Below are 23,252 nucleotides of genomic sequence, written 5' to 3'. Positions count from 1 at the left end.
GAGGTTTCTCACCCCCTTCGCGGGGTTAAGGCCCCCCACAGACCATGGGGTTGATAGGCCAGAACTGTACGCACAGCAATGTGTTCAGGTGACTGGTACTAATCGGCCGAGGACTTACCAACAACACCCACAACATCACCAAACCTCAGGTTCGGTTGGTGTTCGCATCCACTATGTACTTCTGAAACAACACACAACAAAACAAACAAACACTGTTGTGCGACAGTTGTTTCACAAAGTTACGGCGGCTATAGCGGAGGGGAAACGCCCGGCCCCATTCCGAACCCGGAAGCTAAGCCCTCCAGCGCCAATGGTACTGCACCCTAATCAGTGTGGGAGAGTAGGACACCGCCGAACACAATTTCAGAAAGGCCCCGCAACCCTCGTGGTTGCGGGGCCTTTCTCATTGGTGATCAGCTCAGGTGGTGGACGTCCGCCAAGCCGTATACGGGCGTGGGGATTCCTTCATATCGCGCCTTCAGCTGTAGCGCGAGATACAGCGAATAGTGTCGCGATTGGTGCAGATTTCCGCCGTGGAACCACAGGCCCGGTTGCTGGGTGGGCTTCCACATGTTCCGCTGCTCGCCCTCCCAGGGGCCCGGGTCCTTGGTCGTCTCGGAACCGAGTCCCCACACCTTGCCGACACGGTCGGCGACCTCCTGGCCCATGAGGTCGGCGGCCCAGCCGTTCATCGATCCGTACCCTGTGGCGTAGACGACCACGTCGGCGTCGATCTCGGTCCCGTCGGCGAGCACCACCGAATTCTCGGTGAGGTGGTCCAGTTGACCGTGGACCAGCTTGATCGTTCCGTCGGCGATGAGTTCGCTCGCGCCCACGTCGATGTAGTAGCCGGACCCGCGGCGTAGGTACTTCATGAAGAGTCCGGAGTCGTCATCCCCGAAGTCGAGCTGAAAGCCGGCCGCCTCGAGGCGTTCGTAGAAGTCCTTGTCCTGTTGGCGGATCTGCTCATACACGGGTATCTGGAACTGGTGCATGATCCGGTAGGGCAATGAGGCGAAGGTGAGATCCGCCTTCTTGGTCGTCATTCCGGAGGCGACCGCCTCCTCGCTGTACAGGGAACCGAGGGCGATCGACCGCAGCGAGTCGGATTTCACGATGTGGGTCGAGGAGCGCTGCACCATCGTGGCGTCGACGCCGTTGTCCACCAGCGCCTTGCAGATGTCGTGCGCGGAGTTGTTGGAGCCGATGACGACGACCTTCTTGCCGAGGTAGCCGTCCGGTCCGGGGTGTGCGCTCGAGTGGTGTTGCTCGCCGGCGAACACATCCTGCCCGGGGACCGAAGGGACGGCAGGTTTGCCGGACATCCCGGTCGCAAGGACCAGCTGCGTCGGATGAAGTGTGAGGCGCTCACCGTCCCGGTCGACCTCAACCGTCCACCGTGACTCGGCCTCGTCGTACTCGGCGGACAGACACGTCGTCTTGCTCCAGTACGGAACCTCCATGACCTTGGTGTAGAACTCGAGCCAGTCGCCGATCTTGTCCTTGGGTGCGAAGACCGGCCAGTTGTCGGGGAACGGTAGGTACGGGAGATGGTCGTACCAGACCGGGTCGTGCAGGCACAGCGACTTGTAGCGTTTGCGCCACTGGTCCCCGGGACGGTCATGGCGATCGACGACGACCGACGGCACGCCGAGCTGGCGGAGTCGTGCGCCGAGCGCGATACCGCCCTGCCCGCCGCCGATCACGAGCACGTACGGTTGCGCCGACCGTCCGAGCGACAGTTCCTCGTCGGCCTTCCTCTCCGCCCAGGAACGGGTGTCGGGGTCGGAACCGTGCACCGCCCCGAGCGGTCGATTCGGGCCGGCCGACTCCTCGTGTCCCTTGAGTTCCTGCATCGTCGTCAGCAGCGTCCAGGCCTTGTCCTCCCCGGCGTCGCGCCCGCCACCGTCGGTGCCGTCGTCGTCGCGACGGATGCGCAGGTGTCCCTCACACCGTCCGACGGCGGTCTCGAACGCGATGAACGCCGAGACGACACCGTCCCCGTCGTCGGTGGCCGGTTCAGTGGTGGTGAAGTTCGACGGCCGGGTGTCGGCGAGACGCGCGGTCAGCATGTCGGCGATCTGCTCGTGGCCCTCCACCGTCTTGATGTTCCAGGTGAATGCGGTCAGGTCGCGCCAGTAGCTGTCGGTCAGAAAAGCGTTCGTGGCGCGGGCGATGTCGTGTGCGGCGAGTGCGGATTCGAACTCGCGCAGCCAGGCGTCGATTCGCTCCTGCGGGGTGCGGTCGAGATGGACCAGCGGTTCCAATGTCTGAGTCATGATGCCTCCTCGAAATGTGCCCCGCGAACGTGATGTGGAACACAGCGGGTTGTGGACAGCAGACGCCCCGGCGCCGGGTGGCGGCAAGGGTTGCAGGGGGTTGCGAGGGGCGGGGTACGTTGTCGTCGTCTGTGACGTGACGCACAATCGAAGAGATGAACGCTTACGAGTCGGCCTCCGAGCTGGAGCCCGCGGTCCACGCCGGCGACGATCCGCGCGAGTTCGCGTCCGTTCTCAGCGCGGTTCACGACGCGGCGATGTCGGGCGGGCGCATGCCGGCGCGTCCGCGGAGCGTCATCGACGACTCGTGGCAGCGACTCCGACGTGCCGGTCTCGACCCGGACGTGGACTGCGCCGGGGAACGGACGCTTCAGCTCGAGGAGCTCGAAGAACGCCGCCGACGCTCCGGCCTGGCGGAGGTCGTGGACGAGTTGGCACGTGGCCTCGACTCGCTGATCGCCGACGGCGACAACATCCTGGTCGTCTCGGATGCCGACGGGCACGTGCTGTGGCGGAGCGGATCGTCGAAGGTGCTCACGCGCGCGGACACTCTCGGATTCGTCGAGGGTGCCGACTGGGCCGAGGGCTCGGTGGGGACCAACGCGATCGGTACGGCACTGATGTCCGGTCGTTCGGTGCAGGTGTTCTCGGCCGAGCACTTCGTGCGCAGTCATCATTCGTGGACCTGTACCGGTGCACCGATCAAGGACCCGCGGACCGGTGAGATGTTGGGGGTGGTCGATGTGAGTGGTCCGGCCGCCACCATCCATCCGACCACCTTGGCGCTGGTGCATGCGGTCGCCCGGCTGGCCGAATCACAACTACGCGAGAGCCACCACCGACGACTCGATTCGTTGCGGGCGGTGGCCGCGCCGATCCTCGCCCGCATGCCCGGCCCGGCGTTGGCGGTCGACACCGACGGGTGGGTCGCCGCCGTGGACACCGTGTCTCCGCGATCGCGACTGATCCTGCCACCGCGGCTCGGCCCCGGCCGGATCTTCGTGAATGCGCTGGGGGAGTGCGACGTCGAGGCGTTGCCCGGTGGATGGTTGGTGCGCGTCGCGGAGACCTCGGACGCATCCACCACACGGGTGATCGTGCGGGTACCGCCGGACGCGTCGGGTCTCCGAAATGTCGAGGTCACCGTCGAAGGCGCGAGCGGTGCCTGGACCCATCGCTGTTCGCCCCGGCATGGCGAGATCCTCACCCTCCTGGCGCGACGGCCCGCCGGCGTCACCGCGGCCCAGATGTCGATGCATCTGTTCGGCGTCGACGACCGGACGGTCACCGTGCGGGCCGAGATGTCCCGGCTGCGCAAGTACTTCGGTGGTCTGCTCGTGGCGGGCCCGTACCGGTTCGTCGATGGGGTCGACGTCGAGGTGATCGCCCCTGAGATCACCACCGTGCGCGACTGATCTACACGGGCTCAGTCGTACTCGGCGACCACGAGCCCACGGTCGAAGGCGTATACGATCGCCGCCGCCCGGTCGCGGAGATCGAGCTTCGTGAAGATGTGGTTGATGTGGCTCTTCACGGTCACCTGCGAGATGCCGAGGGCCGCACCGATTTCCGCGTTCGTACGGCCGCGGGCGATCAGGCGGAGGACATCGGTCTCGCGGTCGGTGAATCCGGGCACGGTGCTCACCTGCTCACGCCCCGACCGTCGGAAACCGTGGAGAACGCGTTCGGTCACCGCCGGGTCGAGGAACGCACCGTCACGGACCACCGCGCGGACCGCCCAGATCAGCGCCTCGGCCGGCGAGTCCTTGAGTATGAACCCGGCCGCTCCGGCGCGCAGCGCACGGGACAACAGGGCGTCGTCGTCGAAGGTGGTCAGGATCAGCACCGGCGGCGGCTCCCGCAGGGTGCGGACCATCGTGGTGGCGGTGATGCCGTCGACGTCGCGCATCCGCAGATCCATCAGGACGATGTCGGGCCGGTTTTCGGCGATCCCCGCGAGGACTCCGGAGCCGTCCGCGCACTCACCCACGATGTCGAAGCCGTCGCGCAGGCGCAGGATGCGACGCAGGCCCGTACGGATGAGCTCCTGGTCGTCGACGAGGAGAACCCGGATCGGGTCGGTCGCGGGATCGGCGGGTGCGGTCGTCGTCATGCGGGCACCCCCGCGGTGATCGGTCGCGACGGCAGCGTCGCGTGTACCGACCAGGAGCCTGCGCGATGTGATGTGTGGAGCGTGCCGCCGAGCAGTGCCGCGCGCTGGGTCATTCCCTCGATACCGGTGCCGTCGCATTCTCGAGGCCGATCCTCGGTCGCCGGGTTCTCGACCGTGAGAGCCACCGCATCGGCCACCGACACCGAGACCGAGGCCTGCTTGGCCACCGAGTGTTTGACGACGTTGGCCAGGGACTCCTGGGTGATCCGATACAGCGCCGCACCGATCGGACGTGGCAGCTCGGTGAGGTCGCCGACGAGGCTGAAGTCGATGTCGACGCCGGCCTTGCGGTAGTCCTCGACGAGCCGGACGAGGTCTCCGGCGCCCGGTGACGGGGCCGTCGATCCCGTCGGCTCGGTCGTCCCCAATACGTGGACGATGGTGCGGATCTCGGTCATCGCCTGTCGGCCTTGGCGTTCGGCGTCGGAGAGTGCCTCCAGTGCCTCCTCGATGTCACGATCCTGTTCGAGCACGCGACGGGCGCCGGTGACGTTGAGCATGGTGATCGACAGGGAATGCGCGATGACATCGTGGATCTCGCGGGCGATCCGCTGTCGTTCGTCGCTCGCGGCGCGGTCGGCACGCTCGGCGAGCACCCGGGCCCGATTGTCGGCCAGACGCTTCTGGATCAGCATCATGTAGCCGATCAGCCAACCGCACGCGACGCCGAGCGCGTAGATGGCCGGTGATTCGAGACCGCCGACTGCGCCGAACCACACGATGACGGCGAAGCAGGCCGCCGTCACGATCAGTCCGCCGAGAAGGGGATACATCGCGGCGGCGATCGCCGCCACCAGGACGAGTTGGAGTGGGGCGGCGTCGGTGGGCGTCGGGACCATGAGGAAGCAGACCGTACTGGTGATCACCGCAGAGCACGGGTACGAGGTCGGCGGCAGGGTCAGGTCGAGCACCAGCGAGAGCACGGCGAGGACGAGAGCCGCGATCACCCACCCGATCTGATCGAACGGGAAACGTTGTGCCGTCGACACCAGTGTGACCACGACGCTCGACGACAGGATCACCGCGGGGTACAGCGGCGGGTAGTCGCCGCCCGCCCGTTCGATCCGCCGGCGCAGCCCCGCGCCCATCTCCGCTGTGAAGCCCGTCACCGTTCCAGGATAGTTCCGCAGAACTGCCAAACGTCCGCCTCACGGTGGATTCCGCTGTCCACCCTGGGGTGGAGAACCGGTCAACCCGCGGGATGGCGACTCGGAACGATGGCCTCCATAGCGTTGTGAGCAGCCGATATCGCCGACCGAGGAGGACATCATGAGCACGCTGCGGACACGACCCCGGCGCTGGGAGCGCCTCGAGACCCGACCAGGGCCGACAGATCCCGCCCTGGCCCCGCCGATCGACGCGCGCGGCGTACCGGTGCCGGGCCACGCGGGGTTCGGCCGTCCGGTCGTCGTCGGAGTCGACGGGAGTGACGCCTCACTGCGTGCGGTGAAGGTCGCCGTTCGACTGCTCGGCGATTCCGGCGACCTGATCCTGATCTGCGCCACGCGGCGTCGTCGGAAAGAAGCGAGCACCACGCTGCACGACGCCCTCAAGGACGAGTCCTATCTGCTCTCCGGTCAGGCGGGAGTCGACGAGACCCTGCGGACCGCCGCCGAACTCGCGAGGTGGCACGGTGCACGGACGGTGTCGACCATGAGCGAGGTCGGCGACCCGACGTCGGTCCTGCACCGGGCAGCCCGACGGGTGGGAGCCGGCGCCGTCGTCCTCGGAACCGGTGGGACACGACCGGGCTGGACCGCCCGACGTCTCGCCGGACGCCTCGACGCCGACGTCACCCTGATCGTCACCGACGGGTCGGTCCATCTGCGCCGACGGGCGGCGCGGGTCGACGAAGTCCGCGACACCAGTTGGACCTTCCCCTGGCCGGCGCCCGCACCGCGACCCGCGTAGCGACGACCGCGTGACACGATGTGCAGATGCACATCACCGACGAGTCGAGGCTGCGGGAGATCGTCGGCCATCCGATGGAGCTCATCCGCGACAAGGCGCGGAACTCACTCGCCGACGTCGACCGGGAATGGCTCGCGGAGTCGCCGATGGTGTTCCTGGCGACCGCCGACGAACTCGGACGGATCGACGTGTCGCCCAAGGGCGACCCGGCCGGCAAGGTCGTCCACGTCATCGACGACCGGCACATCGCGATACCCGAGCGGCCGGGCAACCGTCGTGTCGACGGCTACGTGAACATACTCCGGAACCCCAACGCGGGCACCATCTTCGTCGTACCCGGTCGCGGGGACACGCTGCGGATCAACGGCCGCGCCCGCATCGTCGACGACGCCGACTACTTCGACGACCTCACGGTCAGCGGTAAGCGGCCGATCCTCGCGGTGGAGATCACCGTCGACGAGGTGTTCTACCACTGTCCCAAGGCGTTTCTCCGGTCAGACCTGTGGAAGCCGGACTCATGGCGACCCGACGCGCTGCCGTCGGTCGCGGAGATCACCCGGCGCGTGATGCCCGAAGCGGGCAACGAACGGTTCACCGAGGACAGCTTCCGTCCCTACCTCTACTGAGGGCGGCGAGCTACGCCGAGGTGTCGTCGAAAGCGCCGACGAGTGCATCAGCGATCTCGTCCGCGGGTTCGAGGGGAACAGTGTGATGACTGCCGCTGTGCAGCATCGTCACCCGCGCCGAGGGCAACAATGCCCGTACACGCCGTGAGACGACCCTCGGATCGTGCGCCCGGCTGTCGGGGGCGACTATCACGGTCACCGACCCGCCGTCTCCCAGTGCCGAGAGTGCTTCATCGGTGGGCCGTTTCGGAACCACGGTCGGCGCGGTGGGGAACCGGGCTCCGGCGCAGTACATGTCACGCCAGTCGGGGTTCAACGCGGCCCCACCGGTCTCCCATCGGAGGAAACGCCGGAGCCGCCCGGGGTTGGGAGACAACAAGACTGGCAGAGCCCGCAGGAGATAGGTCGTGCGCAGGCCGGTGAAGGACGAGGTGGGGTCGACGAGCGCGAGCCGGTCCACCCGGTCCTTGCCGGGACCGACCGCGTAGGCCAGCGCGACCATGGCACCGTAGGAGTGGCCGGCGAGGTCGACGCGTGCGGCGCCGAGCCCGTCGAGGACGGACGACAGCCAGTCGAGTAGGTCGCCTGCGGTGTCCGGGGGCCGGGTCACGTGGGAACGGCCGACGTCGTTGATGAGGTCGACTGCGTGTACCCGGCGTGTTCGTGCGAGGGAGCCGGCGACGTTCACCCAGGCCATCGAGGTCGCCCCGCCGCCTGGCAGCAAAATCACCGGTCTGGTCCCGGCCGGTCCGAAACTGTTGACTCGCGTGGTGCCGAACCGACTGCCGATGTCGAGTGGTGTGGCGGACGACCTCTGCACGAGGGCGTCGTAGTGGGCGAAGAACGTGGCGCCGTCGGGCGTGGCGGCAAAGGTGTCGATCGTCGGGCGGACCTTGGCGAACATCGGACTCCCTCCGGCAAATTACTCGATCATCGAGATACTAGACTGTCGAGTGGTGACGAGTACAGTAACCGTGTGAACAACGACGACCTCGTGCACCGGTTGCGATCGTTGACCTTGGAGCTCGATGTGTTCGGCTCCGCTTTCGCCGCCCGAAACGAATTGCACGCCACCGATCTCCGAGCCCTCGTCGCGCTGTTGGACCGGCAGCGGTCAGGCGACGTCGCGTCGCCGGGTTGGCTGGCCGGTCATCTCGGCCTCAACAGCGCATCGACGACGGCCCTGATAGATCGCCTGGAGACGAAGGGCCTGGTTTCGCGCTCGCGGGACGGCACCGACCGTCGGAAGGTGGCGCTGCACGTCACCGACGCGGCTCAGCAGATGGGGTGGTCGTTCTTCGGACCGCTCATCGAGCAGGTCATCGCCGTGGCCGACGGATTCTCCGACGATGAACTTGCCGCCATCCGCACCTTCCTCGATCGGGTCACGACTGCGGTGGCCGACGCTCGCAGCCGCTGACCGAGACCGGGCATCTCATTTTCGTGGTGACGGTCACACCGATACCCTCGAAGGGCGATGCGGCACCGACGACACCGGTGCCCTCACCGACGACGGCGAAGGGATGGCCATGGGCCGGTACATCGAAGCGTTCACACGAGCAGCCGACGATCGGGAGGCTTTCTGGCTCGACGCCGCCACCGGCGTCGAATGGATCACCCCACCCACCTCCGCGCTCGACGACTCTGCCGCCCCGCTCTACCGCTGGTTCCCGGACGCGACCCTGAACACCTGTGCCAACACCCTCGATCGCCACGTGTCGGCGGGACACGGCGACCGGACCGCGCTGATCTGGGACTCGGCGATGGTGGGCGAGGTCCGTCGGTACTCCTACGCCGAACTGCTCGACGAGGTCTCGCGATTCGCCGGTGTCCTCACCGGGCAAGGGATCGGTTACGGAGATCGCGTGGTGATCTACATGCCGATGATTCCCGAGGCGGCCGTCGCGATGCTGGCGTGCGCGCGGATCGGCGCGGTGCACTCGGTGGTCTTCGGCGGTTTCGCCGCCCGTGAGCTCGCGACCCGTATCGACGACGCCGAGCCCGTCGCCGTCCTCACCGCCTCGGGCGGTCTGGAACCGGGCCGGGTCGTCGAGTATCTGCCGATGGTGGCCAAGGCCATCGAGTTGTCGGCGACGCCCCCGCGCGTCGTCATCGTCAAGGACCGTCCCGAGATCGGCGGTGTCGCAGCGGATCACGAGGGTTGGCTCGACTGGGACGACGTGCTCGCCGGTGCCGATCCGGTCGAGCCGGTCGCGGTCAAGGCCACCGATCCGCTGTACATCCTCTACACCTCGGGGACCACCGGGAAGCCCAAGGGCGTCGTCCGCGACAACGGCGGGCATGCGGTGGCCCTGACATGGTCGATGGCGAACATCTACGACATCGCCGCCGGCGACGTGTGGTGGACCGCCTCGGATGTCGGGTGGGTCGTCGGACACTCCTACATCGTGTACGGGCCCCTCCTCGTCGGAGCGACGTCGGTGATGTACGAGGGCAAGCCGGTCGGTACCCCGGACGCGGGCGCGTTCTGGCGTGTCATCGGCGAACACGGGGTGAAGGCGTTGTTCACCGCACCCACCGCGATCCGCGCAATCCGCAAGGCCGACCCGGACGCCACCGAACTGAGCAAGTACGACGTGTCCTCGCTCGAGACGTTGTTCGCAGCGGGCGAGCGACTCGACCCGGACACGTTCACGTGGGCCTCGGAGGTGCTCGGTGTCCCGGTCGTGGACCACTGGTGGCAGACCGAGACCGGTTGGGCGATTGCGGCGAATCTCCGTGGCCTGGAACCGATGCCGATCAAGGCGGGCTCGCCGACGGTCCCCGTTCCCGGCTACCGCGTGGGGGTCGTCGACGCCGAGGGCAATTCGCTGGGCCCGGACGAGGAGGGCAACATCGTCATCGGTCTGCCGCTGCCGCCCGGAACCCTCGCCGGGTTGTGGCGCGACGAGGAGCGGTACCGCAAGTCGTATCTGTCGGCGTTCGACGGCGTCTACCTGACCGGCGACTCCGGCTACGTCGATGCCGACGGTTACGTGTTCGTTCTCGGCCGGTCCGATGACGTGATCAACGTTGCCGGACACCGGCTCTCGACGGGCAGTATCGAGGCGGTGGTGGCGTCGCACCCTGCGGTGGCCGAGTGCGCGGTCATCGGGATCCACGACGAACTGAAGGGCCAGCGTCCCAGCGGGTACGTGGTGCTCAAGTCCGGCGTCGACATCGACGCCGAGACACTGCGCACCGAACTCGTGGCCATGGTGCGCGACGAGATCGGGGCCGTCGCGACGTTCCGCGACGTGACGGTGGTGCCGGCGCTGCCGAAGACACGGTCGGGCAAGATCCTTCGAAAGACCATGCGGCAGATCGCCGACCACGAGGAGTACACCGTGCCCTCCACCATCGAGGACCCCGATGTCCTGACCGCGCTGGCCGCACAACTCGAGGGCTGAGTCGATGCTCGATGGTGTGCTTCGCACCGCGATCCGGCTGGTGCCGTTCGTCGGGTTGGTCGGCACGATCATCACCACGATCGTCGACGCGTCGACCCCGGGTGGTGACCTGGGCCGGGATCTGCTCGAGAACTCCGTGCTGTGGATGATCGGTGTCCAGGGATGGATGACCGGGTGCGGCCACATGTTCTTCGGCGAGCCGATCGCCGAGTCGATCGGGTGGCCCCCGAAGACGCCGTGGCAATGGGAGGTCGGGCTCGCCAGCCTGGCGACGGGTGTCTTGGGCGTGCTCGCATCGGGTTTCGGTGACGAGTTCACCCTCGCCACCATCATCGCGTTCTCGGTGTTCTACCTGGGCGCCGCGGTCGGGCACGTACGGGAGATGGTGACCCGGCGGAACTTCAGGGCGGGCAACGCCGGTCCCATCTTCTTCTTCGACGTGCTGGTACCGATCTACCTGATCGTGTTGTACGTGTCGGTCACGTAGCGGAGACTTGGCGCGTGCACCGAGACGAGCACCGCGAACTCCCGGTCGATCCGGACGAACGCCCTGTGCACCTGCGTGTGCAGGCCGTCGCCTGGGTGTTCGCCGGCGGGATTCTCGGCACCGGGCTCCGGCTGTGGGCCGAGAACTCGTTCCCGGCCGTCGAAGGGCAGTGGCCCTGGGCCACTTTCGGGGTGAACGTCGCCGGCGCGTTCGTGCTGGGAGCGTTGCTCGAGTTGCTGATGCGTTCGGGACCCGACGACGGATGGCGCCAGCGCATCCGTCTCTTCGGCGGCACCGGCATCTGTGGGGCGCTGACCACCTACAGCACCTTCGCGCTGGAGATCACCGAACTGACACGGGCTTCGGCGGTCGTGACCGCAACCATGTATGCGGTGCTGAGCGTGGTGCTGGGGGTTCTCGCGGCGGGTTGCGGGATCGGAGTCGCATCGACGATCGCCGGGCGGAGGGAACGGTCGTGATCGCGTTCGCCGTGATGGTGGCGGGAGCGCTCGGTGCCGTCACCCGGTTCGTCGTCGACGGAGCGATTCGACGCCGATGGCCGTCGACGACGCACTGGGGCACCTTCGCGATCAACGTCAGCGGGTCGGCACTGTTGGGTGTGCTCGCCGGTCTCGTCGTCTTCCACGGGGCGCCGCACGACTGGCAACTGGTCTTCGGGACCGGATTCTGCGGTGGCTACACGACTTTCAGTACGGCTGCGTTCGAGACGGTGCGGCTGGGGCAGCAGAAGGACAGGTGGCGGTCCGCCGCGTACGCCGTCGGAACGCTGGTCGCGTCGGTGTTCGCGTGTGCGGCCGCCGTGTGGGTGGTGTGGCTCGTCTGATCGCCGGCCCACCAACGACTCGGCCCCGCGACGGAAGCTCCGTCGCGGGGCCGAGAGGCGTTGTGTCAGATGATCACTTGAGTTCGGCGCTGCTCTTGTTCAGCACACGCCGGGCGATGATCAGATTCTGGATCTGCTGCGTCCCCTCGAAGATGTCGAGGATCTTGGAGTCGCGCGCCCACTTCTCCACCAGCAACCGCTCCGAGTAGCCGAGGGTGCCGGTGAGTTCGACGACCTTGTTGGTGACGTCGGTGGCGGTGCGGCCCGCCTTCGCCTTGGACATCGACGCCTCGGTCGAGTTCGGCTGCTTGTTGTCGGCCATCCAGGCGGCCCGCATGGTGTGCAGGTACGCGGCCTCGAAATCCGCCTCCATGCGCAGGAACTCGGCAGCGGCGGCGTGCTGGTCGGCGGCAGGCCGATCGTAGTCGACCTCGATGCCGGCCTCGTCGAGAATCGCGCGCAGTTCCTCGAGCGCGGCACGGGTCACGCCGACGGCCATGCCGGCCACCAGCGGGCGGGTGTTGTCGAAGGTCTGCATGACCCCGCCGAAGCCCTTCTTGGTGTCGACCTCGGGTGAGCCGAGCAGGTTCTCCTTCGGAATCCGGCAGTTCTCGAAGCGGATCGCCGCCGTGTCGGAGACCTTGATACCCAGCTTGTGCTCGAGGCGTTCGACGGTGACACCCGGATGGGTACGCGGCACCACGAAGCTCTTGATGGCGGCGCGGCCGGCGCTCTTGTCGACGGTCGCCCAGACGACGATGTGGGTGGCGCGGGATCCCGCCGTCACGTAGATCTTCTCGCCGTTGATGACGTATTCGTCGCCGTCGAGGGTGGCGGTGGTCGAGACGGCGGCCGAGTCGGAGCCGAAGCCGGGCTCGGTGATGGCCATGGCCGCCCACACCTTGCCGAAGCGCTCGAGCTGCTCGTCGGTCGCGACGGCGGCGATCGCCGAGTTCCCCAGTCCCTGATAGGGAATCGAGAGCATGAGGCCGACATCGCCCCAGGAGGTCTCCATCACGTTGACGACGGACTGCATGTTGCCGCCGTTGACCACGGCGCCCTCGGCCTTGGGCTTGTCCTTCTTCTGTTGGCTACGTCCGCCGTCGGCGCCCGCACCGGCCTGTCCGGTCTCGGACAGACCGTCGTACAGGCTGGCGAGGGTGTCGAGCTCGACGGGGTAGTCGTGCTCGCGCAGGTCGTACTTGCGCGAGATGGGCCGGAAGATCTCCGCGGCCGCCTGATGGGCCTGGTCGACGGTGACGCGCAGCTTCTTCGGGAGTTCGAGATTGATGCTCATGAGAGGTTCTTTCGCTACGTTCGCAAATCGCGGTCAGAGGACGACGATGCCTTCGCCGATGCCGGCACCGCGGAGATCGCGGTACCAGCGCTCGACGGGGTGTTCCTTGGTGAAGCCGTGGCCGCCGAGCAGCTGGACGCCGTCGAGGCCGATCTGCAGCCCCTTGTCGATGGTCAGCTTGCGCGCCAGTGCGGCTTCGCGGGCGAAGGACAGACCCTGCTCGGCGCGCGCGGCACCGCGCAGCGTGACGAGGCGGATCGAGTCGACCTCGGTCGCCATCGTGGCGACCATGAAGGCCACCGCCTGACGGTTGGAGATCGGCTCGCCGAACGCCTCGCGCTCGTTGACGTAGGGGATCACGTAGTCGAGGACGGCGCGTGCGGTGCCCGCGGCCAGCGCCGACCAGCCCAGCCGGGACAGGCGAACGACGTCGCGGTACGCCGACGTCGCGGCGTCGGCCTCGCCGCCGATGATGGCGGTCGCCGGTACGGCGACGTCCTGCAGCAGCAGACGACCCATGCCCGCGGCGCGCACACCCATGCCCGGGTCGGCCTCGACGATCAGACCCTTCGTGTCGGATTCGACGATGAAGAGGCCCGGCTCGCCGTCGAGCTGGGCGCCGACGATGAACAGTTCCGACGAGCCGGCAGCCGGGACGAAGGACTTGACACCGTTGAGACGGAACCCGCTCGGCACGCGAGTTGCCTTGGTGCTCAACGAGAAGGCGTCGAACAGCGGACGCGGCTCGGCGATGACGACCGCGGACTGGGGCACGTTCTCCCCGGCGAAGTCGGGCAGGTAGGTGCGCTGCTGCTCGTCGGTACCGAAGTTGGTCAGGGTGGTGGCCACGCCACTCGGCGCGAGGAGCGGAAGCGCCAGGCCCATGTCGCCGTAGGCCATCGCCTCGGCGACGAGCGCGTTGGTCACGACCCCGCGCTCGGAGGCGGCGCCCTCGAACTCCTCGGGGACGTTGATCATGGTGATGCCGAGCTCGGCAGACCGCTTGACCAGGTCTTCGGGGGCCGCCGCGGCGGCGTCGGCATCGTGTGCCGCCGGACGCAGGAGCTCGGTGGCGAACTCCTTCACCGTCTCGGCGATCATCTGCTGTTCGTCGTCGGGGGTGAGGTTGAAGTAGTCCTTGGGCGTGCTGGTGAGACGCTTGGCCAGGCCCGAGCCGCCGCCCTGAGCGGCCTTGAACGCTCGGTTCGCCGCCCCGAGGGTCTGGAATCCGGTCTTGGTGCCCTGGTAGGCGATGCGGTTGATCGGTTCGCGGATCTTGTACTTCTCGGCGAACTCGGAGCCCGTCACCGTGGTCAGGACGCGCATCGCGGTGCCGATGAAGTTGCGCGGGTGCGGGTTGCGGCCGACTGCGGAGGTGTCGCGCGGTTCGGTGTGGGTTGTCATGATCACCAGCCGTTTCTTTCCAGTCGCCCCGGTGGGGGTCTGTGCGTGGATCCACGTGTGGGTGGAGGGTCGATGCGACCTATCTTACTCAGTAGTAAGTCCATACCTTACTTCGGAGTAAGAAGTTTGTCACGCACTTGCCCGACACCACCGTTCCGCACACCCGCTACGCTGGCCGCATGACCCTCGATCACCGCCGCGAACAGGGCTTATCAGGCACTCAGGTGGTGGGCGCGACGACCGTCGCGGTGGTCGGTGCCGCCGCGCTCGGCGCCGCGTGTGTGTTCAGTCCGAGTGGTGTGGAGAGCGGACCGCCGCTGTGTCCGTTCGCGGTGATGACCGGCCTTCCGTGTCCCGGCTGCGGACTCACCCGGAGCTGGGTTGCCTTCATGCACGGCGACGTCGGGTCCGCGTTCACCTTCAATGCCTTCGGTCCGGTGTTCCTGGTGCTGACCGCGGTGACCGTCGTCGCGGCGACGGTCACCCTGGTGCGCCGTCGCGGGGCGCCGCTCGCCGGCTGGCGCGACCGCGTGCTCGGACCCGTCGGCGCCGTCCTGCTGGGGGTGTGGCTGACCTACGGTTTCGTGCGAATCCTCGACGCCGCGTTCGGGTGGGGGTTCTTCCCGGTCGTCGTGTGAACGGGCACAGTGGAGTCATGCAGATCACCCACTTCGGCCATTCCTGTCTGCTCGTCGAGATCGACGGGACCAAGGTGCTCTTCGACCCGGGGAACTTCTCCCACGGTTTCGACGGCCTCAGCGGTCTCGACGCCATCCTGATCACCCACCAGCATCCCGATCACTGCGACGTCGCGAAGCTCCCCGACCTCGTCGCCGCGAACCCCGACGCGATTCTCTACGCCGATCCCCAGACGACCAAGCAGCTCAACGACGACGACGTGGCCGGCACGTGGACGGCCGCCCGCAGCGGGGACCAGATCGAGATCGGTTCGCTCACCGCGCGTTTCACCGGCGGCCGGCATGCCGTCATCCATCCCGAGATCCCGGTCATCGACAACGTCGCCTATGTCCTCGGGACCGCCGACCAGCCGGGCCAATTCATGCATCCGGGGGACTCGTTCTACATTCCGTTCGAGCATGTCGATGTTCTCGCGCTGCCGTCGGCCGCGCCATGGATGAAACTCAGCGAATCGGTCGACTACCTCCGGGCGATGGCGCCGCGCGTCGCCGTCCCCATCCATCAGGCGGTCCTGTCCGACGCCGGCAGCGGCATCCACTACGGGCGACTCGCGGACATGAAGGACGACGCGACCGAGTTCACGGTGCTGGAAAAGGAGAGCGCCACGCAGGTGTGAGGGGCCGGGAGGTGGCTTCGACTCGGTTCGTCGCTGCGCTCCTCACCGGCTCAACCAGCGAGGGGGGCCTGCGAGCGGGCTCCCTCCGGTCCCTGAGGAGCGAGCTTGCGAGCGTCACGAAGGGTCGACGCGCAGCGCTCCCAGCACCTCGTCGTGCAGCAGTCCGTTGCTGGCGATCGCACTGCCGCCGGCGGGTCCGGGCGTGCCGTCGAGGGCGGTGAAGCGTCCGCCTGCCTCGCGTACCAGGATGTCGAGCGGCGCCAGGTCCCACAGCGAGACCTCGGGTTCGGCGGTCACGTCGACCGCGCCCTCGGCGACGAGGCAGTAGTTGAAGAAGTCGCCGTAGCCGCGCACGCGCCACACCCGGTCGGTGAGGTCGATGAACTTCCCGCGGATGCCGCGATCGGCCCAGCCCGACAGGCTCGAGAACGCGAGGCTCGCCGACCCTAGATCGGCCACCCCGGACACCGACAGGCGTCGGACATCCTCGTCGAAACGCACGTGCGCACCGAGACCTGTTGCCGCCCACCAGCGTCGGCGAAGTGCCGGTGCCGAGACAACCCCGACCGTGGGTACGCCGTCGATGAGGAGCGCGATCAGCGTGGCCCATACCGGGACGCCGCGGACGAAGTTTTTGGTCCCGTCGATGGGATCGACGACCCACTGCCGCCCGGAGAACACGGCGTCGCCGCCGAACTCCTCACCGAGCACGGTGTCGGCGGGACGACGGGCCGAAAGGCGTTCGCGGATCAGGGTTTCGCACGCCAGGTCGGCATCGGACACCGGTGTGAGATCCGGCTTGTCGTCCACCTTCAGGTCCACGGCGCCGAAGCGGTCCATGGTGAGCGCGTCGGCGGAATCGGCGAGGGAGAGCGCGAGCTCGAGGTCATCGCTGAACGTCGTCGGACCGGGAGGGACGGACATGCCCGGTAGGGTAGCTGTCATGGTGCTGACCGTGACGTTCACCCTGTTGATCGCGGCTCTCGTGGTGGTGCTGGTGGTGCAGTGGCAGCGCGGCCGCAACCCGCAGCCGATGTCGGCGGCCAAGGCCTCCCAGTTCGTACAGGGCACGTTCACGGTCGTCGGGGTCTCCGACCGCGACGACGAGCCGACCAAGAGCGCGGCCGACAAGGACGGAAACCGGTTCTGCACCATCTCCGGGACGATCGTCGGTCCCGAGACCAGTCCGACCGAGGTGTACGGGACGCTCGTGCTGGGCGCGGGCGACCCCTGGCCCCAGGTCGGCGACGATCTGCCGGTCCTCTACAAACCGCAGAAGGCCGCGACGTCGTGGCGGTTCGGGGTGATGCCCGAAGCCGGTCCCGGCCCAGTCTGATCCTCCCGGGCGCTCGCGTGCCCGTCTGTCGGTACTCTGGATCACCGTGCATCCCGACGTGACCGCAGACCTCGAATCCCTCGACGCCACCTTGACCACCGTGGAGAAGGTGCTCGACCTCGAGGAGCTCCGTCGTCGCATCGACGAGCTGGAGATGCAGGCCTCGGATCCCGACCTGTGGAACGACCAGGACCACGCCCAGAAGGTGACCAGCGAGCTCTCGCACGCGCAGTCCGAGTTCCGGAAGGTCTCGGAGTTGCGGCAGCGCCTCGAGGATCTACCCGTGCTCTACGAGCTCGCCGAGGCCGAAGAGGGTGACGACAAGACGGCTGCGCTGGCCGACGCCGATGCCGAACGTGAGAGCCTGCGGACCGACATCGAGGCGATGGAGGTCAAGACAATGCTCGCCGGCGAGTACGACTCGCGCGACGCGGTCGTCAACATCCGCTCCGGTGCGGGCGGCGTCGACGCGGCGGACTGGGCGCAGATGCTCATGCGCATGTACATCCGGTGGGCCGAGCAGAAGGGGTACGGGGTCGAGGTCTACGACACCTCCTACGCCGAAGAAGCGGGCCTCAAGAGCGCGACGTTCGCGGTGAAGGCCCCGTACATGTACGGCACGCTCTCGGTCGAGCAGGGTACGCACCGACTCGTGCGGATCAGCCCGTTCGACAACCAGAGCCGACGACAGACGTCCTTCGCCGAGGTCGAGGTGTTGCCGGTGGTCGAGACCACCGACCACATCGACGTCGACGAGAACGACATCAAGGTCGACGTCTACCGGTCCTCGGGTCCTGGCGGGCAGTCGGTCAACACGACCGATTCCGCGGTTCGCCTCACCCACATTCCCACCGGCATCGTCGTGACCTGTCAGAACGAGAAGAGCCAGTTGCAGAACAAGGCGTCGGCGATGCGCGTCCTGCAGGCCAAACTGCTCGACCGCAAACGGCAGGAGGAACGCGCCGAACTCGACGCGCTGAAGGGTGACGGCGGTTCGAGCTGGGGCAACCAGATGCGGTCGTACGTGCTGCACCCGTACCAGATGGTGAAGGACCTGCGGACCGGCGTCGAGGACAACAACCCGACGTCGGTGCTCGACGGCGAGCTGGACAAGTTCATCGAGGCCGGGATTCGCTGGCGGATGGCGACCGCCGAAGCGTGATGCCCGACCCCGCAGTCCTGCTGCTCGCCGCGCCGCCGAGTCCGACCGAGGTCCTGATCGGTCGGGTCTACGTGTGGATGGCCACCAACGGCTTGGAGATCCTCATCTGGATCCTGGGCGCGGTGCTACTCGCCCGATTGATCCGGTGGGGCGCCGACAAGTACGCCTCCCGGGTGGACTCGCGGTTCTCCACCAGCGACCTCATCGTGCAGACCGAGGACGCCAAACACCGTCGCGCACTGGTCGACGTGGTGGCGTGGACGCTGATCGTGGTGATCGGGATCATCGTCATCGTGCACACCCTGTCGGTGTTCGGCATTCCGCTGAGCGGGTTGACCGGACCCACCGCGGTGATCGGTGCCGCCCTCGGCTTCGGTGCGCAGCGCATCGTGCAGGACATCCTCGCCGGTTTCTTCGTCGTCGCGGAGAAGCAGTACGGCTACGGCGACGTCGTCAACCTGACGGTGACGGGCAACGCGCCGGCCGAGGGAACCGTCGAGGACGTGACGCTGCGGGTGACCAAACTGCGCACCGCCGAGGGCGAGGTCATCACCGTCCCCAACGGCCAGATCGTCAAGGCCACCAACCTGTCCAAGGACTGGGCACGCGCCGTCGTCGATGTCCCGGTCCCGTCCGAAGCCGACATCGGGCTCGTCAACGACACGCTCGACCGGGTCGGCCGCGAGTTCTATGCCCTGCCCCGGTGGCACGACCTCCTTCTCGACGCACCGTCGTCCCTCGGTGTCATCAGCCTCGAGCTCGACGCCATCACGGTGCGCATGGTCACCCGTACGCTTCCGGGCAAGCAGTTCGAGGTCGGGCGCGCGCTGCGCGTCCACATCATCCGAGCGCTCGCGCGTGAGGGCATCAATGTGCCCGCCCGCGATGTCCGATCCGCGGGTGGGCCGCCGGCGACACACGCCGATCAGGGCATTCGGGACGGGGGAGACTGATGGCTGAGACACCGAATTCCCCGCGCCGGAACGGGCCGGCTGGGGACAGGGCTGACGAGAGCCTGCCCCACGACGAGCAGCCCGGCGAGGGTGGGCCTGGTAGAGACATCCCCGCCGACGACGCCCCGACACAGATCATCCCGACGCAGGGCATCCCCCCCGAGGCCCCACCGCCGCAGCAGTCGCCGGACGAGTCCGACGGCAAGCGAGGGCACGACTGGCGGCACATCGCCCGCACCCGGATGCGGACCAGCACCGCGATCTTGGTTACGGTCTTCCTCGCCTGTTGCGTGCTGTACGGGTACACCTCGCAGCGCTACGGTGTGGTGTACTCACCGGCACGGCCCGCGCCGACGACATCGCAGACGGTCGAACCGACGTACGAGCCGCCACCGTCGACGTCGTCATCCACGACCACCACCTCGACGGAACCGTCGACGACCGACTCGACCAGCGGCGTCGAGGGTACGGACGGCTCGTCGACGGACGGGGCCCCGGCGCCCGCGCCCGGTACGAGCCGCGAGACCATCCCGGGTCTGCCCAACATCCCGCTCCCGAATTTCGGCGGACAGACGCCGACCACCACGGTCCCGACACGCTGAACCGGCGGGGAATTCGCTGGTCAGGCGGGTGGCTGAGCTGGGGCGTCGTGCCTGAACGCGCTCTCAGGAGTCGTCGTTACACTGGCACATCGTGATCAAGCTGGAGAACGTCACGATGCAGTACAAGGCGTCCAGTCGACCCGCTCTCAGGAATCTGAGCCTCGAGGTCGACAAGGGGGAGTTCGCGTTTCTCATCGGTCCCTCGGGGTCGGGTAAGTCGACGTTCTTCCGCCTCCTCCTGAAAGAGGACCGCCCGACGAGCGGCGAGGTGTACCTCGGGGAGTTCCACGTCAACCGACTGAAGGCGCGCAGCGTGCCGAAGCTGCGGCAGTCGATCGGGTGTGTGTTCCAGGACTTCCGACTGCTCCAGAAGAAGACGGTGGCCGAGAACGTCGCGTTCGCGCTCGAGGTGATCGGCCGGCCTCGCTCCACCATCCAGCGGGTGGTGCCGGAGGTGCTCGAGTACGTCGGCCTGGAAGGCAAGCACGATCGCATGCCGAACGAGTTGTCCGGCGGCGAGATGCAGCGCGTGGCCATCGCCCGCGCGATCGTGAACCGTCCGCTGGTGCTCCTGGCCGACGAGCCCACCGGCAACCTCGATCCCGAGACCAGCGAGGAGATCGTCGACGTCCTCGACCGGGTCAACCGCCGCGGCACCACGGTGGTGATGGCCACCCACGACCGCCACATCGTCGACGCGATGCGACGACGGGTTCTCGAGTTCGACAGCGGCCAACTCGTCCGCAACGATCCGCAGGGCGTGTACGGAATCGGCTGACGCGCAGCCCGACCCGACACACTTCCCCGAGACCCAAGGACTGTCTGAGCAGACATGCGAGCGAATTTCATCATCAGCGAGGTTCTCCACGGACTCCGCCGCAACGCGACCATGACCATCGCGATGATCATCACCACCGCGATCACGCTGGGAATGTTCGGCGGTGGGCTCCTGGTGATCCAGATGGCGGACAAGAGTCAGCAGATCTTCCTCGACCGGGTGGAGATGGAGTTCTATCTCAATCCCGAGGTGACCGAACGTGATCCGCAGTGCGAGTCCGACCCGTGCGCCCAACTTCGCCGCGGGCTGGAGAACGAACCCGGCGTCACCTCGGTGACCTACCTCGACAAGGACGAGGCCTTCAAACGCGCGAAGGAGATCTTCGCGAACAACCCCGATCTCGCCGAGAACATCGTCGAGGGCACGTTGCCGGCCTCGCTGCGTGTGCGGGTGTCCGATCCCGGCCAGTTCGACGCGGTGCTCACCAAGTACGCGACGCGGAAAGATCTGGGGGTGGACGCCTTCAAGGACGACCGCAAGCTCGTGCAGCGGATCTTCAGTGTCCTCGACGGCGTCCGCAACGCGACCTTCGCCATCGCTTCGGTCCTGGCGATCGCCGCGATCCTGTTGATCATCAACACGGTTCAGGTCGCGGCGTTCACCAGACGGACCGAGGTGTCGATCATGCGCCTCGTCGGCGCGACCCGCTGGTACACCCAGTTACCGTTCCTGCTCGAGGCGGTGGTGTCGGCCTTTGTCGGCTCGATGCTGGCCATCGGCGGTCTGTTGCTGGCCAAGAAGTTCTTCTTCGACAACGCGTTACGCGAGCTGTACGGGGTCAGCTTCTTCGCCCGGATCGAGCTGACCGACGTGCTGTTCGTCGCACCCTGGCTGGTGCTCGGCGGAATTGTGTTGGCGGGTGCGACCGCGTATGTCACGCTTCGTGTCTATGTCCGGGAATGATCGGTCCGTCCGGGCGGTTCGGATTGTCGGCTATCGGCAACCGGTCGGTCACCAACAGGGCGATCGACCACACTACGAGGAGGTGAGTGCATGCCGAAGGAAAAGGGACGCAATGTGATCGCGTCCAACCGCAAGGCGCGGCACAACTACGCCATCCTCGACGTCTACGAGGCCGGCGTCGTCCTGGTCGGCACCGAGGTGAAAAGCCTGCGGGCGGGCAAGGCCTCGCTGGTCGACGCGTTCGCGACGATCGACGACGGCGAGGTGTGGCTTCATGCCCTGCACATCGCCGAGTACGGCAACGGCTCCTGGACCAACCACTCGGTCCGCCGCAAGCGCAAACTGCTGATGCACCGACGCGAGATCGACAACCTCGTCGGCAAGATCCGCGACGGCAACCTCACGCTGGTGCCGCTGTCGATGTACTTCAACGACGGCAAGGTGAAGGTCGAACTCGCGCTGGCCCGCGGCAAGCAGGCGCACGACAAGCGCCAGGACATCGCCAAGCGCACCGCCCAGCGTGAGGTCGAACGTGAGGTCGGCCGCCGCGTGAAGGGCATGGGCTGACTCACGCGCCGGTGTCGGCCTGACCCTGTTGCTCAGTCGGCGTTCCCGGCGACGTGTTCGGTCCGTTTTGGTCGTCGGACTCGGAGCCGTTCTCGCCGTCCTGGTTCTGTCGGCCCGGCAGGCCGCCCATCCCGGGCCCACCCATCTGAGGACCACCCATCTGGGGACCGCCGCCCATTCCGGGCCCGTTGCCGCCCTGCTGCCAGACCGCTGCCGGCGACGGCCGCTCGGGCGTCGTGTTGTCCCCGGTGATGTAGCCGGCGCCGAAGCCGAGTGCGCCCGCGACGATGGCCAGCCCGGCTGCACCGGCGATCAGGGCCGACCGGGCCGGTGCGGTCTTCGGGGCCACCGGGCTCGGTTCGCCGACCGGGCCGCGCGAGTCGGGTGAGTTGCCCGCGCTGATGGACTCGTGGGAGTTCGCTCCCGGGGTCGGCTCCGGGCTGATCGGTGTGGTCGCGGCGTCGTCGGATGTCGTGGGTGCCGGCGGGGCCGGGGAGGTGCTGTCGGGGTCGTGTCCGCCAGGGGTCGGGGGCGTCATGTCGGTCTCGCTCTCGTCGGTCGGCCGAGTCCGTCCTCGGCTCACGAGGTCTCCACGATCCCGGCGGTGTCTTGGTCGACGCTGTCGGTCAGCTGTGAATGCGCTGGTGATCGCGGCGAGCGGTAGGCGACCGGTAATGGGAATGAACTCTGAGTGACGAGTTGTTAGACTGAAGTGCTCGCTGACTCCGGTCGGCGGGTCCTACTCGGGGCTGATCGGTTTCGACTTCGTGCGTCGAGATAGGGGAAGCGTGTCGGTGCAGGCTGGAGACCACCGTGAGCGTCGCAGCAACCAATTAAGCGCCGATTCCAATCAGCGCGACTACGCCCTCGCTGCCTGAGTAGCGCCGGCTAGTCTGTCGGCCCGGGTTATGCTCCCAGACCCGGTTGCCGGCATCATCCATGGGAGCTCACCGTTCTCGCCGGTCGCGGGTGAGGTCGGAACATCAAACAGCGACTGGGATCGTCATCTCGGCTTGTTCGCGTGACCGAGAGATCCGAGTAGAGACATAGCGGACTGCACACGGAGAAGCCCTAACAACACGACGGAGGACCCGGGTTCAATTCCCGGCAGCTCCACGAGAAGGCGCCCCACCGGATTCGGTGGG

25 protein-coding genes, 2 rRNA genes and 1 other RNA gene are annotated in these 23,252 nt (G+C 67.3%); 20 read left to right on the top strand and 8 right to left on the bottom strand.

Going from position 1 to position 23,252, the window contains the following annotated elements:
- A 23S ribosomal RNA gene (locus tag ACFUEJ_RS13790) occupies window positions 1-122 on the top strand; the annotation flags it as partial.
- A gap of 118 nt (window positions 123-240) precedes the next feature.
- A 5S ribosomal RNA gene (gene rrf / locus ACFUEJ_RS13785) occupies window positions 241-357 on the top strand.
- 56 nt (window positions 358-413) lie between these two features.
- Here rrf and ACFUEJ_RS13780 read toward each other — a convergent pair.
- Complete coding sequence (locus tag ACFUEJ_RS13780; protein WP_137810738.1) at window positions 414-2,279, bottom strand: NAD(P)/FAD-dependent oxidoreductase; 1,866 nt, start codon at window positions 2,277-2,279, stop codon at window positions 414-416.
- 155 nt (window positions 2,280-2,434) lie between these two features.
- Between ACFUEJ_RS13780 and ACFUEJ_RS13775 the strand changes: the two genes are divergently transcribed.
- A complete protein-coding gene (locus ACFUEJ_RS13775) occupies window positions 2,435-3,694 on the top strand; it encodes a helix-turn-helix domain-containing protein (RefSeq protein WP_137810739.1) in 1,260 nt (419 codons plus the stop codon).
- 11 nt (window positions 3,695-3,705) lie between these two features.
- On the opposite strand, the gene ACFUEJ_RS13770 is transcribed toward ACFUEJ_RS13775, so the two are convergent.
- Together ACFUEJ_RS13770 and ACFUEJ_RS13765 are read right to left on the bottom strand one after the other, a co-directional pair.
- Window positions 3,706-4,392, bottom strand: a complete 687-nt coding sequence (locus ACFUEJ_RS13770) for a response regulator transcription factor (protein WP_137810740.1) — start codon at window positions 4,390-4,392, stop codon at window positions 3,706-3,708.
- Complete coding sequence (locus ACFUEJ_RS13765; RefSeq protein ID WP_388029975.1) at window positions 4,389-5,561, bottom strand: sensor histidine kinase; 1,173 nt, start codon at window positions 5,559-5,561, stop codon at window positions 4,389-4,391. The genes ACFUEJ_RS13770 and ACFUEJ_RS13765 overlap by 4 nt, the downstream gene beginning before the upstream one ends.
- Window positions 5,562-5,721: 160 nt before the next feature.
- On the opposite strand from ACFUEJ_RS13765, the gene ACFUEJ_RS13760 reads away from it, so the two are divergent.
- Window positions 5,722-6,363 (top strand): universal stress protein, encoded by a 642-nt coding sequence (locus ACFUEJ_RS13760; protein ID WP_388029973.1) that lies wholly within the window; start codon window positions 5,722-5,724, stop codon window positions 6,361-6,363.
- A gap of 26 nt (window positions 6,364-6,389) precedes the next feature.
- Window positions 6,390-6,989 (top strand): MSMEG_1061 family FMN-dependent PPOX-type flavoprotein, encoded by a 600-nt coding sequence (locus ACFUEJ_RS13755; protein WP_269553841.1) that lies wholly within the window; start codon window positions 6,390-6,392, stop codon window positions 6,987-6,989.
- 10 nt (window positions 6,990-6,999) lie between these two features.
- On the opposite strand, the gene ACFUEJ_RS13750 is transcribed toward ACFUEJ_RS13755, so the two are convergent.
- On the bottom strand, window positions 7,000-7,893 hold the full coding sequence (locus ACFUEJ_RS13750; RefSeq protein ID WP_137810743.1) for an alpha/beta fold hydrolase: 894 nt from the start codon (window positions 7,891-7,893) through the stop codon (window positions 7,000-7,002).
- A gap of 72 nt (window positions 7,894-7,965) precedes the next feature.
- Here ACFUEJ_RS13750 and ACFUEJ_RS13745 point away from each other — a divergent pair, with 72 nt between their 5' ends.
- The 5 genes from ACFUEJ_RS13745 (at window position 7,966) to crcB (ending at window position 11,730) form a co-directional block, all read left to right on the top strand.
- A complete protein-coding gene (locus ACFUEJ_RS13745) occupies window positions 7,966-8,409 on the top strand; it encodes a MarR family winged helix-turn-helix transcriptional regulator (protein ID WP_065631567.1) in 444 nt (147 codons plus the stop codon).
- Window positions 8,410-8,518: 109 nt separating this feature from the next.
- Window positions 8,519-10,399, top strand: a complete 1,881-nt coding sequence (locus ACFUEJ_RS13740) for a propionyl-CoA synthetase (RefSeq protein ID WP_388029967.1) — start codon at window positions 8,519-8,521, stop codon at window positions 10,397-10,399.
- A gap of 4 nt (window positions 10,400-10,403) precedes the next feature.
- The gene (locus ACFUEJ_RS13735; protein ID WP_388029965.1) at window positions 10,404-10,886 is read left to right on the top strand and encodes a DUF6790 family protein; all 483 of its coding nucleotides are present in this window, start codon (window positions 10,404-10,406) and stop codon (window positions 10,884-10,886) included.
- Between the two features lie 14 nt (window positions 10,887-10,900).
- The gene (locus ACFUEJ_RS13730; RefSeq protein ID WP_247449829.1) at window positions 10,901-11,365 is read left to right on the top strand and encodes a CrcB family protein; all 465 of its coding nucleotides are present in this window, start codon (window positions 10,901-10,903) and stop codon (window positions 11,363-11,365) included.
- Entirely contained in the window at window positions 11,362-11,730 is a 369-nt protein-coding gene (crcB, locus tag ACFUEJ_RS13725; protein WP_388029962.1) for a fluoride efflux transporter CrcB, read from the top strand. Before ACFUEJ_RS13730 ends, crcB begins: the two co-directional genes overlap by 4 nt.
- A 73-nt stretch (window positions 11,731-11,803) precedes the next feature.
- Here crcB and ACFUEJ_RS13720 read toward each other — a convergent pair whose 3' ends face one another.
- Together ACFUEJ_RS13720 and ACFUEJ_RS13715 are read right to left on the bottom strand one after the other, a co-directional pair.
- Window positions 11,804-13,027, bottom strand: coding sequence for an acyl-CoA dehydrogenase family protein (locus ACFUEJ_RS13720; protein ID WP_068971866.1), 1,224 nt, complete (start codon window positions 13,025-13,027; stop codon window positions 11,804-11,806).
- A gap of 33 nt (window positions 13,028-13,060) precedes the next feature.
- The gene (locus ACFUEJ_RS13715; protein ID WP_388029959.1) at window positions 13,061-14,431 is read right to left on the bottom strand and encodes an acyl-CoA dehydrogenase family protein; all 1,371 of its coding nucleotides are present in this window, start codon (window positions 14,429-14,431) and stop codon (window positions 13,061-13,063) included.
- Window positions 14,432-14,610: 179 nt separating this feature from the next.
- Between ACFUEJ_RS13715 and ACFUEJ_RS13710 the strand changes: the two genes are divergently transcribed.
- Together ACFUEJ_RS13710 and ACFUEJ_RS13705 are read left to right on the top strand one after the other, a co-directional pair.
- Entirely contained in the window at window positions 14,611-15,069 is a 459-nt protein-coding gene (locus ACFUEJ_RS13710) for a DUF2752 domain-containing protein (RefSeq protein ID WP_058253673.1), read from the top strand.
- Window positions 15,070-15,086: 17 nt separating this feature from the next.
- Window positions 15,087-15,746, top strand: a complete 660-nt coding sequence (locus ACFUEJ_RS13705; protein WP_205333526.1) for an MBL fold metallo-hydrolase — start codon at window positions 15,087-15,089, stop codon at window positions 15,744-15,746.
- Between the two features lie 114 nt (window positions 15,747-15,860).
- Here the strand turns inward: ACFUEJ_RS13705 and hisN are convergent, their stop codons facing one another.
- Window positions 15,861-16,670, bottom strand: coding sequence for a histidinol-phosphatase (hisN, locus tag ACFUEJ_RS13700; RefSeq protein WP_068971867.1), 810 nt, complete (start codon window positions 16,668-16,670; stop codon window positions 15,861-15,863).
- Window positions 16,671-16,689: 19 nt separating this feature from the next.
- On the opposite strand from hisN, the gene ACFUEJ_RS13695 reads away from it, so the two are divergent.
- From ACFUEJ_RS13695 to smpB, 7 genes are all read left to right on the top strand, one after another.
- Window positions 16,690-17,082 (top strand): hypothetical protein, encoded by a 393-nt coding sequence (locus ACFUEJ_RS13695; RefSeq protein ID WP_205333527.1) that lies wholly within the window; start codon window positions 16,690-16,692, stop codon window positions 17,080-17,082.
- A gap of 46 nt (window positions 17,083-17,128) precedes the next feature.
- On the top strand, window positions 17,129-18,244 hold the full coding sequence (gene prfB / locus ACFUEJ_RS13690; RefSeq protein ID WP_137810754.1) for a peptide chain release factor 2: 1,116 nt from the start codon (window positions 17,129-17,131) through the stop codon (window positions 18,242-18,244).
- Entirely contained in the window at window positions 18,244-19,197 is a 954-nt protein-coding gene (locus ACFUEJ_RS13685; protein ID WP_226513758.1) for a mechanosensitive ion channel family protein, read from the top strand. Before prfB ends, ACFUEJ_RS13685 begins: the two co-directional genes overlap by 1 nt.
- Window positions 19,197-19,799 (top strand): hypothetical protein, encoded by a 603-nt coding sequence (locus ACFUEJ_RS13680; protein WP_288811814.1) that lies wholly within the window; start codon window positions 19,197-19,199, stop codon window positions 19,797-19,799. Before ACFUEJ_RS13685 ends, ACFUEJ_RS13680 begins: the two co-directional genes overlap by 1 nt.
- A gap of 91 nt (window positions 19,800-19,890) precedes the next feature.
- Window positions 19,891-20,577, top strand: coding sequence for a cell division ATP-binding protein FtsE (gene ftsE, locus ACFUEJ_RS13675; RefSeq protein WP_265969190.1), 687 nt, complete (start codon window positions 19,891-19,893; stop codon window positions 20,575-20,577).
- A 54-nt stretch (window positions 20,578-20,631) separates the two neighbouring features.
- A complete protein-coding gene (ftsX, locus tag ACFUEJ_RS13670; RefSeq protein ID WP_058253666.1) occupies window positions 20,632-21,540 on the top strand; it encodes a permease-like cell division protein FtsX in 909 nt (302 codons plus the stop codon).
- 90 nt (window positions 21,541-21,630) lie between these two features.
- Complete coding sequence (gene smpB / locus ACFUEJ_RS13665; RefSeq protein ID WP_058253665.1) at window positions 21,631-22,107, top strand: SsrA-binding protein SmpB; 477 nt, start codon at window positions 21,631-21,633, stop codon at window positions 22,105-22,107.
- Window position 22,108: 1 nt separating this feature from the next.
- On the opposite strand, the gene ACFUEJ_RS13660 is transcribed toward smpB, so the two are convergent.
- Entirely contained in the window at window positions 22,109-22,690 is a 582-nt protein-coding gene (locus tag ACFUEJ_RS13660; RefSeq protein WP_388029952.1) for a hypothetical protein, read from the bottom strand.
- Between the two features lie 162 nt (window positions 22,691-22,852).
- Between ACFUEJ_RS13660 and ssrA the strand changes: the two genes are divergently transcribed.
- Window positions 22,853-23,226: a transfer-messenger RNA gene (ssrA, locus tag ACFUEJ_RS13655) on the top strand.
- The last annotated feature ends 26 nt before the right edge of the window (window positions 23,227-23,252 follow it).

Origin of the sequence: Gordonia sp. NPDC057258 (genome assembly GCF_042668985.1) — a bacterium.
Taxonomy (GTDB): Bacteria; Actinomycetota; Actinomycetes; order Mycobacteriales; family Mycobacteriaceae; genus Gordonia; species Gordonia hongkongensis.
The sequence above is the reverse complement of the archived record's forward strand: the minus strand, read 5'-3'. Positions and strand labels throughout refer to the sequence as shown.

What these genes read in the sequence shown, in the direction of transcription:
- ACFUEJ_RS13760 (WP_388029973.1), top strand. Translation starts at nt 5,722, where the DNA reads ATGAGCACGCTGCGGACACGACCCCGGCGCTGGGAGCGCCTCGAGACC.
- ACFUEJ_RS13710 (WP_058253673.1), top strand. Translation starts at nt 14,611, where the DNA reads ATGACCCTCGATCACCGCCGCGAACAGGGCTTATCAGGCACTCAGGTG.
- ACFUEJ_RS13775 (WP_137810739.1), top strand. Translation starts at nt 2,435, where the DNA reads ATGAACGCTTACGAGTCGGCCTCCGAGCTGGAGCCCGCGGTCCACGCC.
- ACFUEJ_RS13780 (WP_137810738.1), bottom strand. Translation starts at nt 2,279, where the DNA reads ATGACTCAGACATTGGAACCGCTGGTCCATCTCGACCGCACCCCGCAG.
- ACFUEJ_RS13735 (WP_388029965.1), top strand. Translation starts at nt 10,404, where the DNA reads ATGCTCGATGGTGTGCTTCGCACCGCGATCCGGCTGGTGCCGTTCGTC.
- ACFUEJ_RS13755 (WP_269553841.1), top strand. Translation starts at nt 6,390, where the DNA reads ATGCACATCACCGACGAGTCGAGGCTGCGGGAGATCGTCGGCCATCCG.
- ACFUEJ_RS13770 (WP_137810740.1), bottom strand. Translation starts at nt 4,392, where the DNA reads ATGACGACGACCGCACCCGCCGATCCCGCGACCGACCCGATCCGGGTT.
- smpB (WP_058253665.1), top strand. Translation starts at nt 21,631, where the DNA reads ATGCCGAAGGAAAAGGGACGCAATGTGATCGCGTCCAACCGCAAGGCG.
- ACFUEJ_RS13720 (WP_068971866.1), bottom strand. Translation starts at nt 13,027, where the DNA reads ATGAGCATCAATCTCGAACTCCCGAAGAAGCTGCGCGTCACCGTCGAC.
- ACFUEJ_RS13680 (WP_288811814.1), top strand. Translation starts at nt 19,197, where the DNA reads ATGGCTGAGACACCGAATTCCCCGCGCCGGAACGGGCCGGCTGGGGAC.
- ftsX (WP_058253666.1), top strand. Translation starts at nt 20,632, where the DNA reads ATGCGAGCGAATTTCATCATCAGCGAGGTTCTCCACGGACTCCGCCGC.
- ACFUEJ_RS13740 (WP_388029967.1), top strand. Translation starts at nt 8,519, where the DNA reads ATGGGCCGGTACATCGAAGCGTTCACACGAGCAGCCGACGATCGGGAG.
- hisN (WP_068971867.1), bottom strand. Translation starts at nt 16,670, where the DNA reads ATGTCCGTCCCTCCCGGTCCGACGACGTTCAGCGATGACCTCGAGCTC.
- ACFUEJ_RS13695 (WP_205333527.1), top strand. Translation starts at nt 16,690, where the DNA reads ATGGTGCTGACCGTGACGTTCACCCTGTTGATCGCGGCTCTCGTGGTG.
- ACFUEJ_RS13715 (WP_388029959.1), bottom strand. Translation starts at nt 14,431, where the DNA reads ATGACAACCCACACCGAACCGCGCGACACCTCCGCAGTCGGCCGCAAC.
- ACFUEJ_RS13705 (WP_205333526.1), top strand. Translation starts at nt 15,087, where the DNA reads ATGCAGATCACCCACTTCGGCCATTCCTGTCTGCTCGTCGAGATCGAC.
- ACFUEJ_RS13750 (WP_137810743.1), bottom strand. Translation starts at nt 7,893, where the DNA reads ATGTTCGCCAAGGTCCGCCCGACGATCGACACCTTTGCCGCCACGCCC.
- ACFUEJ_RS13685 (WP_226513758.1), top strand. Translation starts at nt 18,244, where the DNA reads ATGCCCGACCCCGCAGTCCTGCTGCTCGCCGCGCCGCCGAGTCCGACC.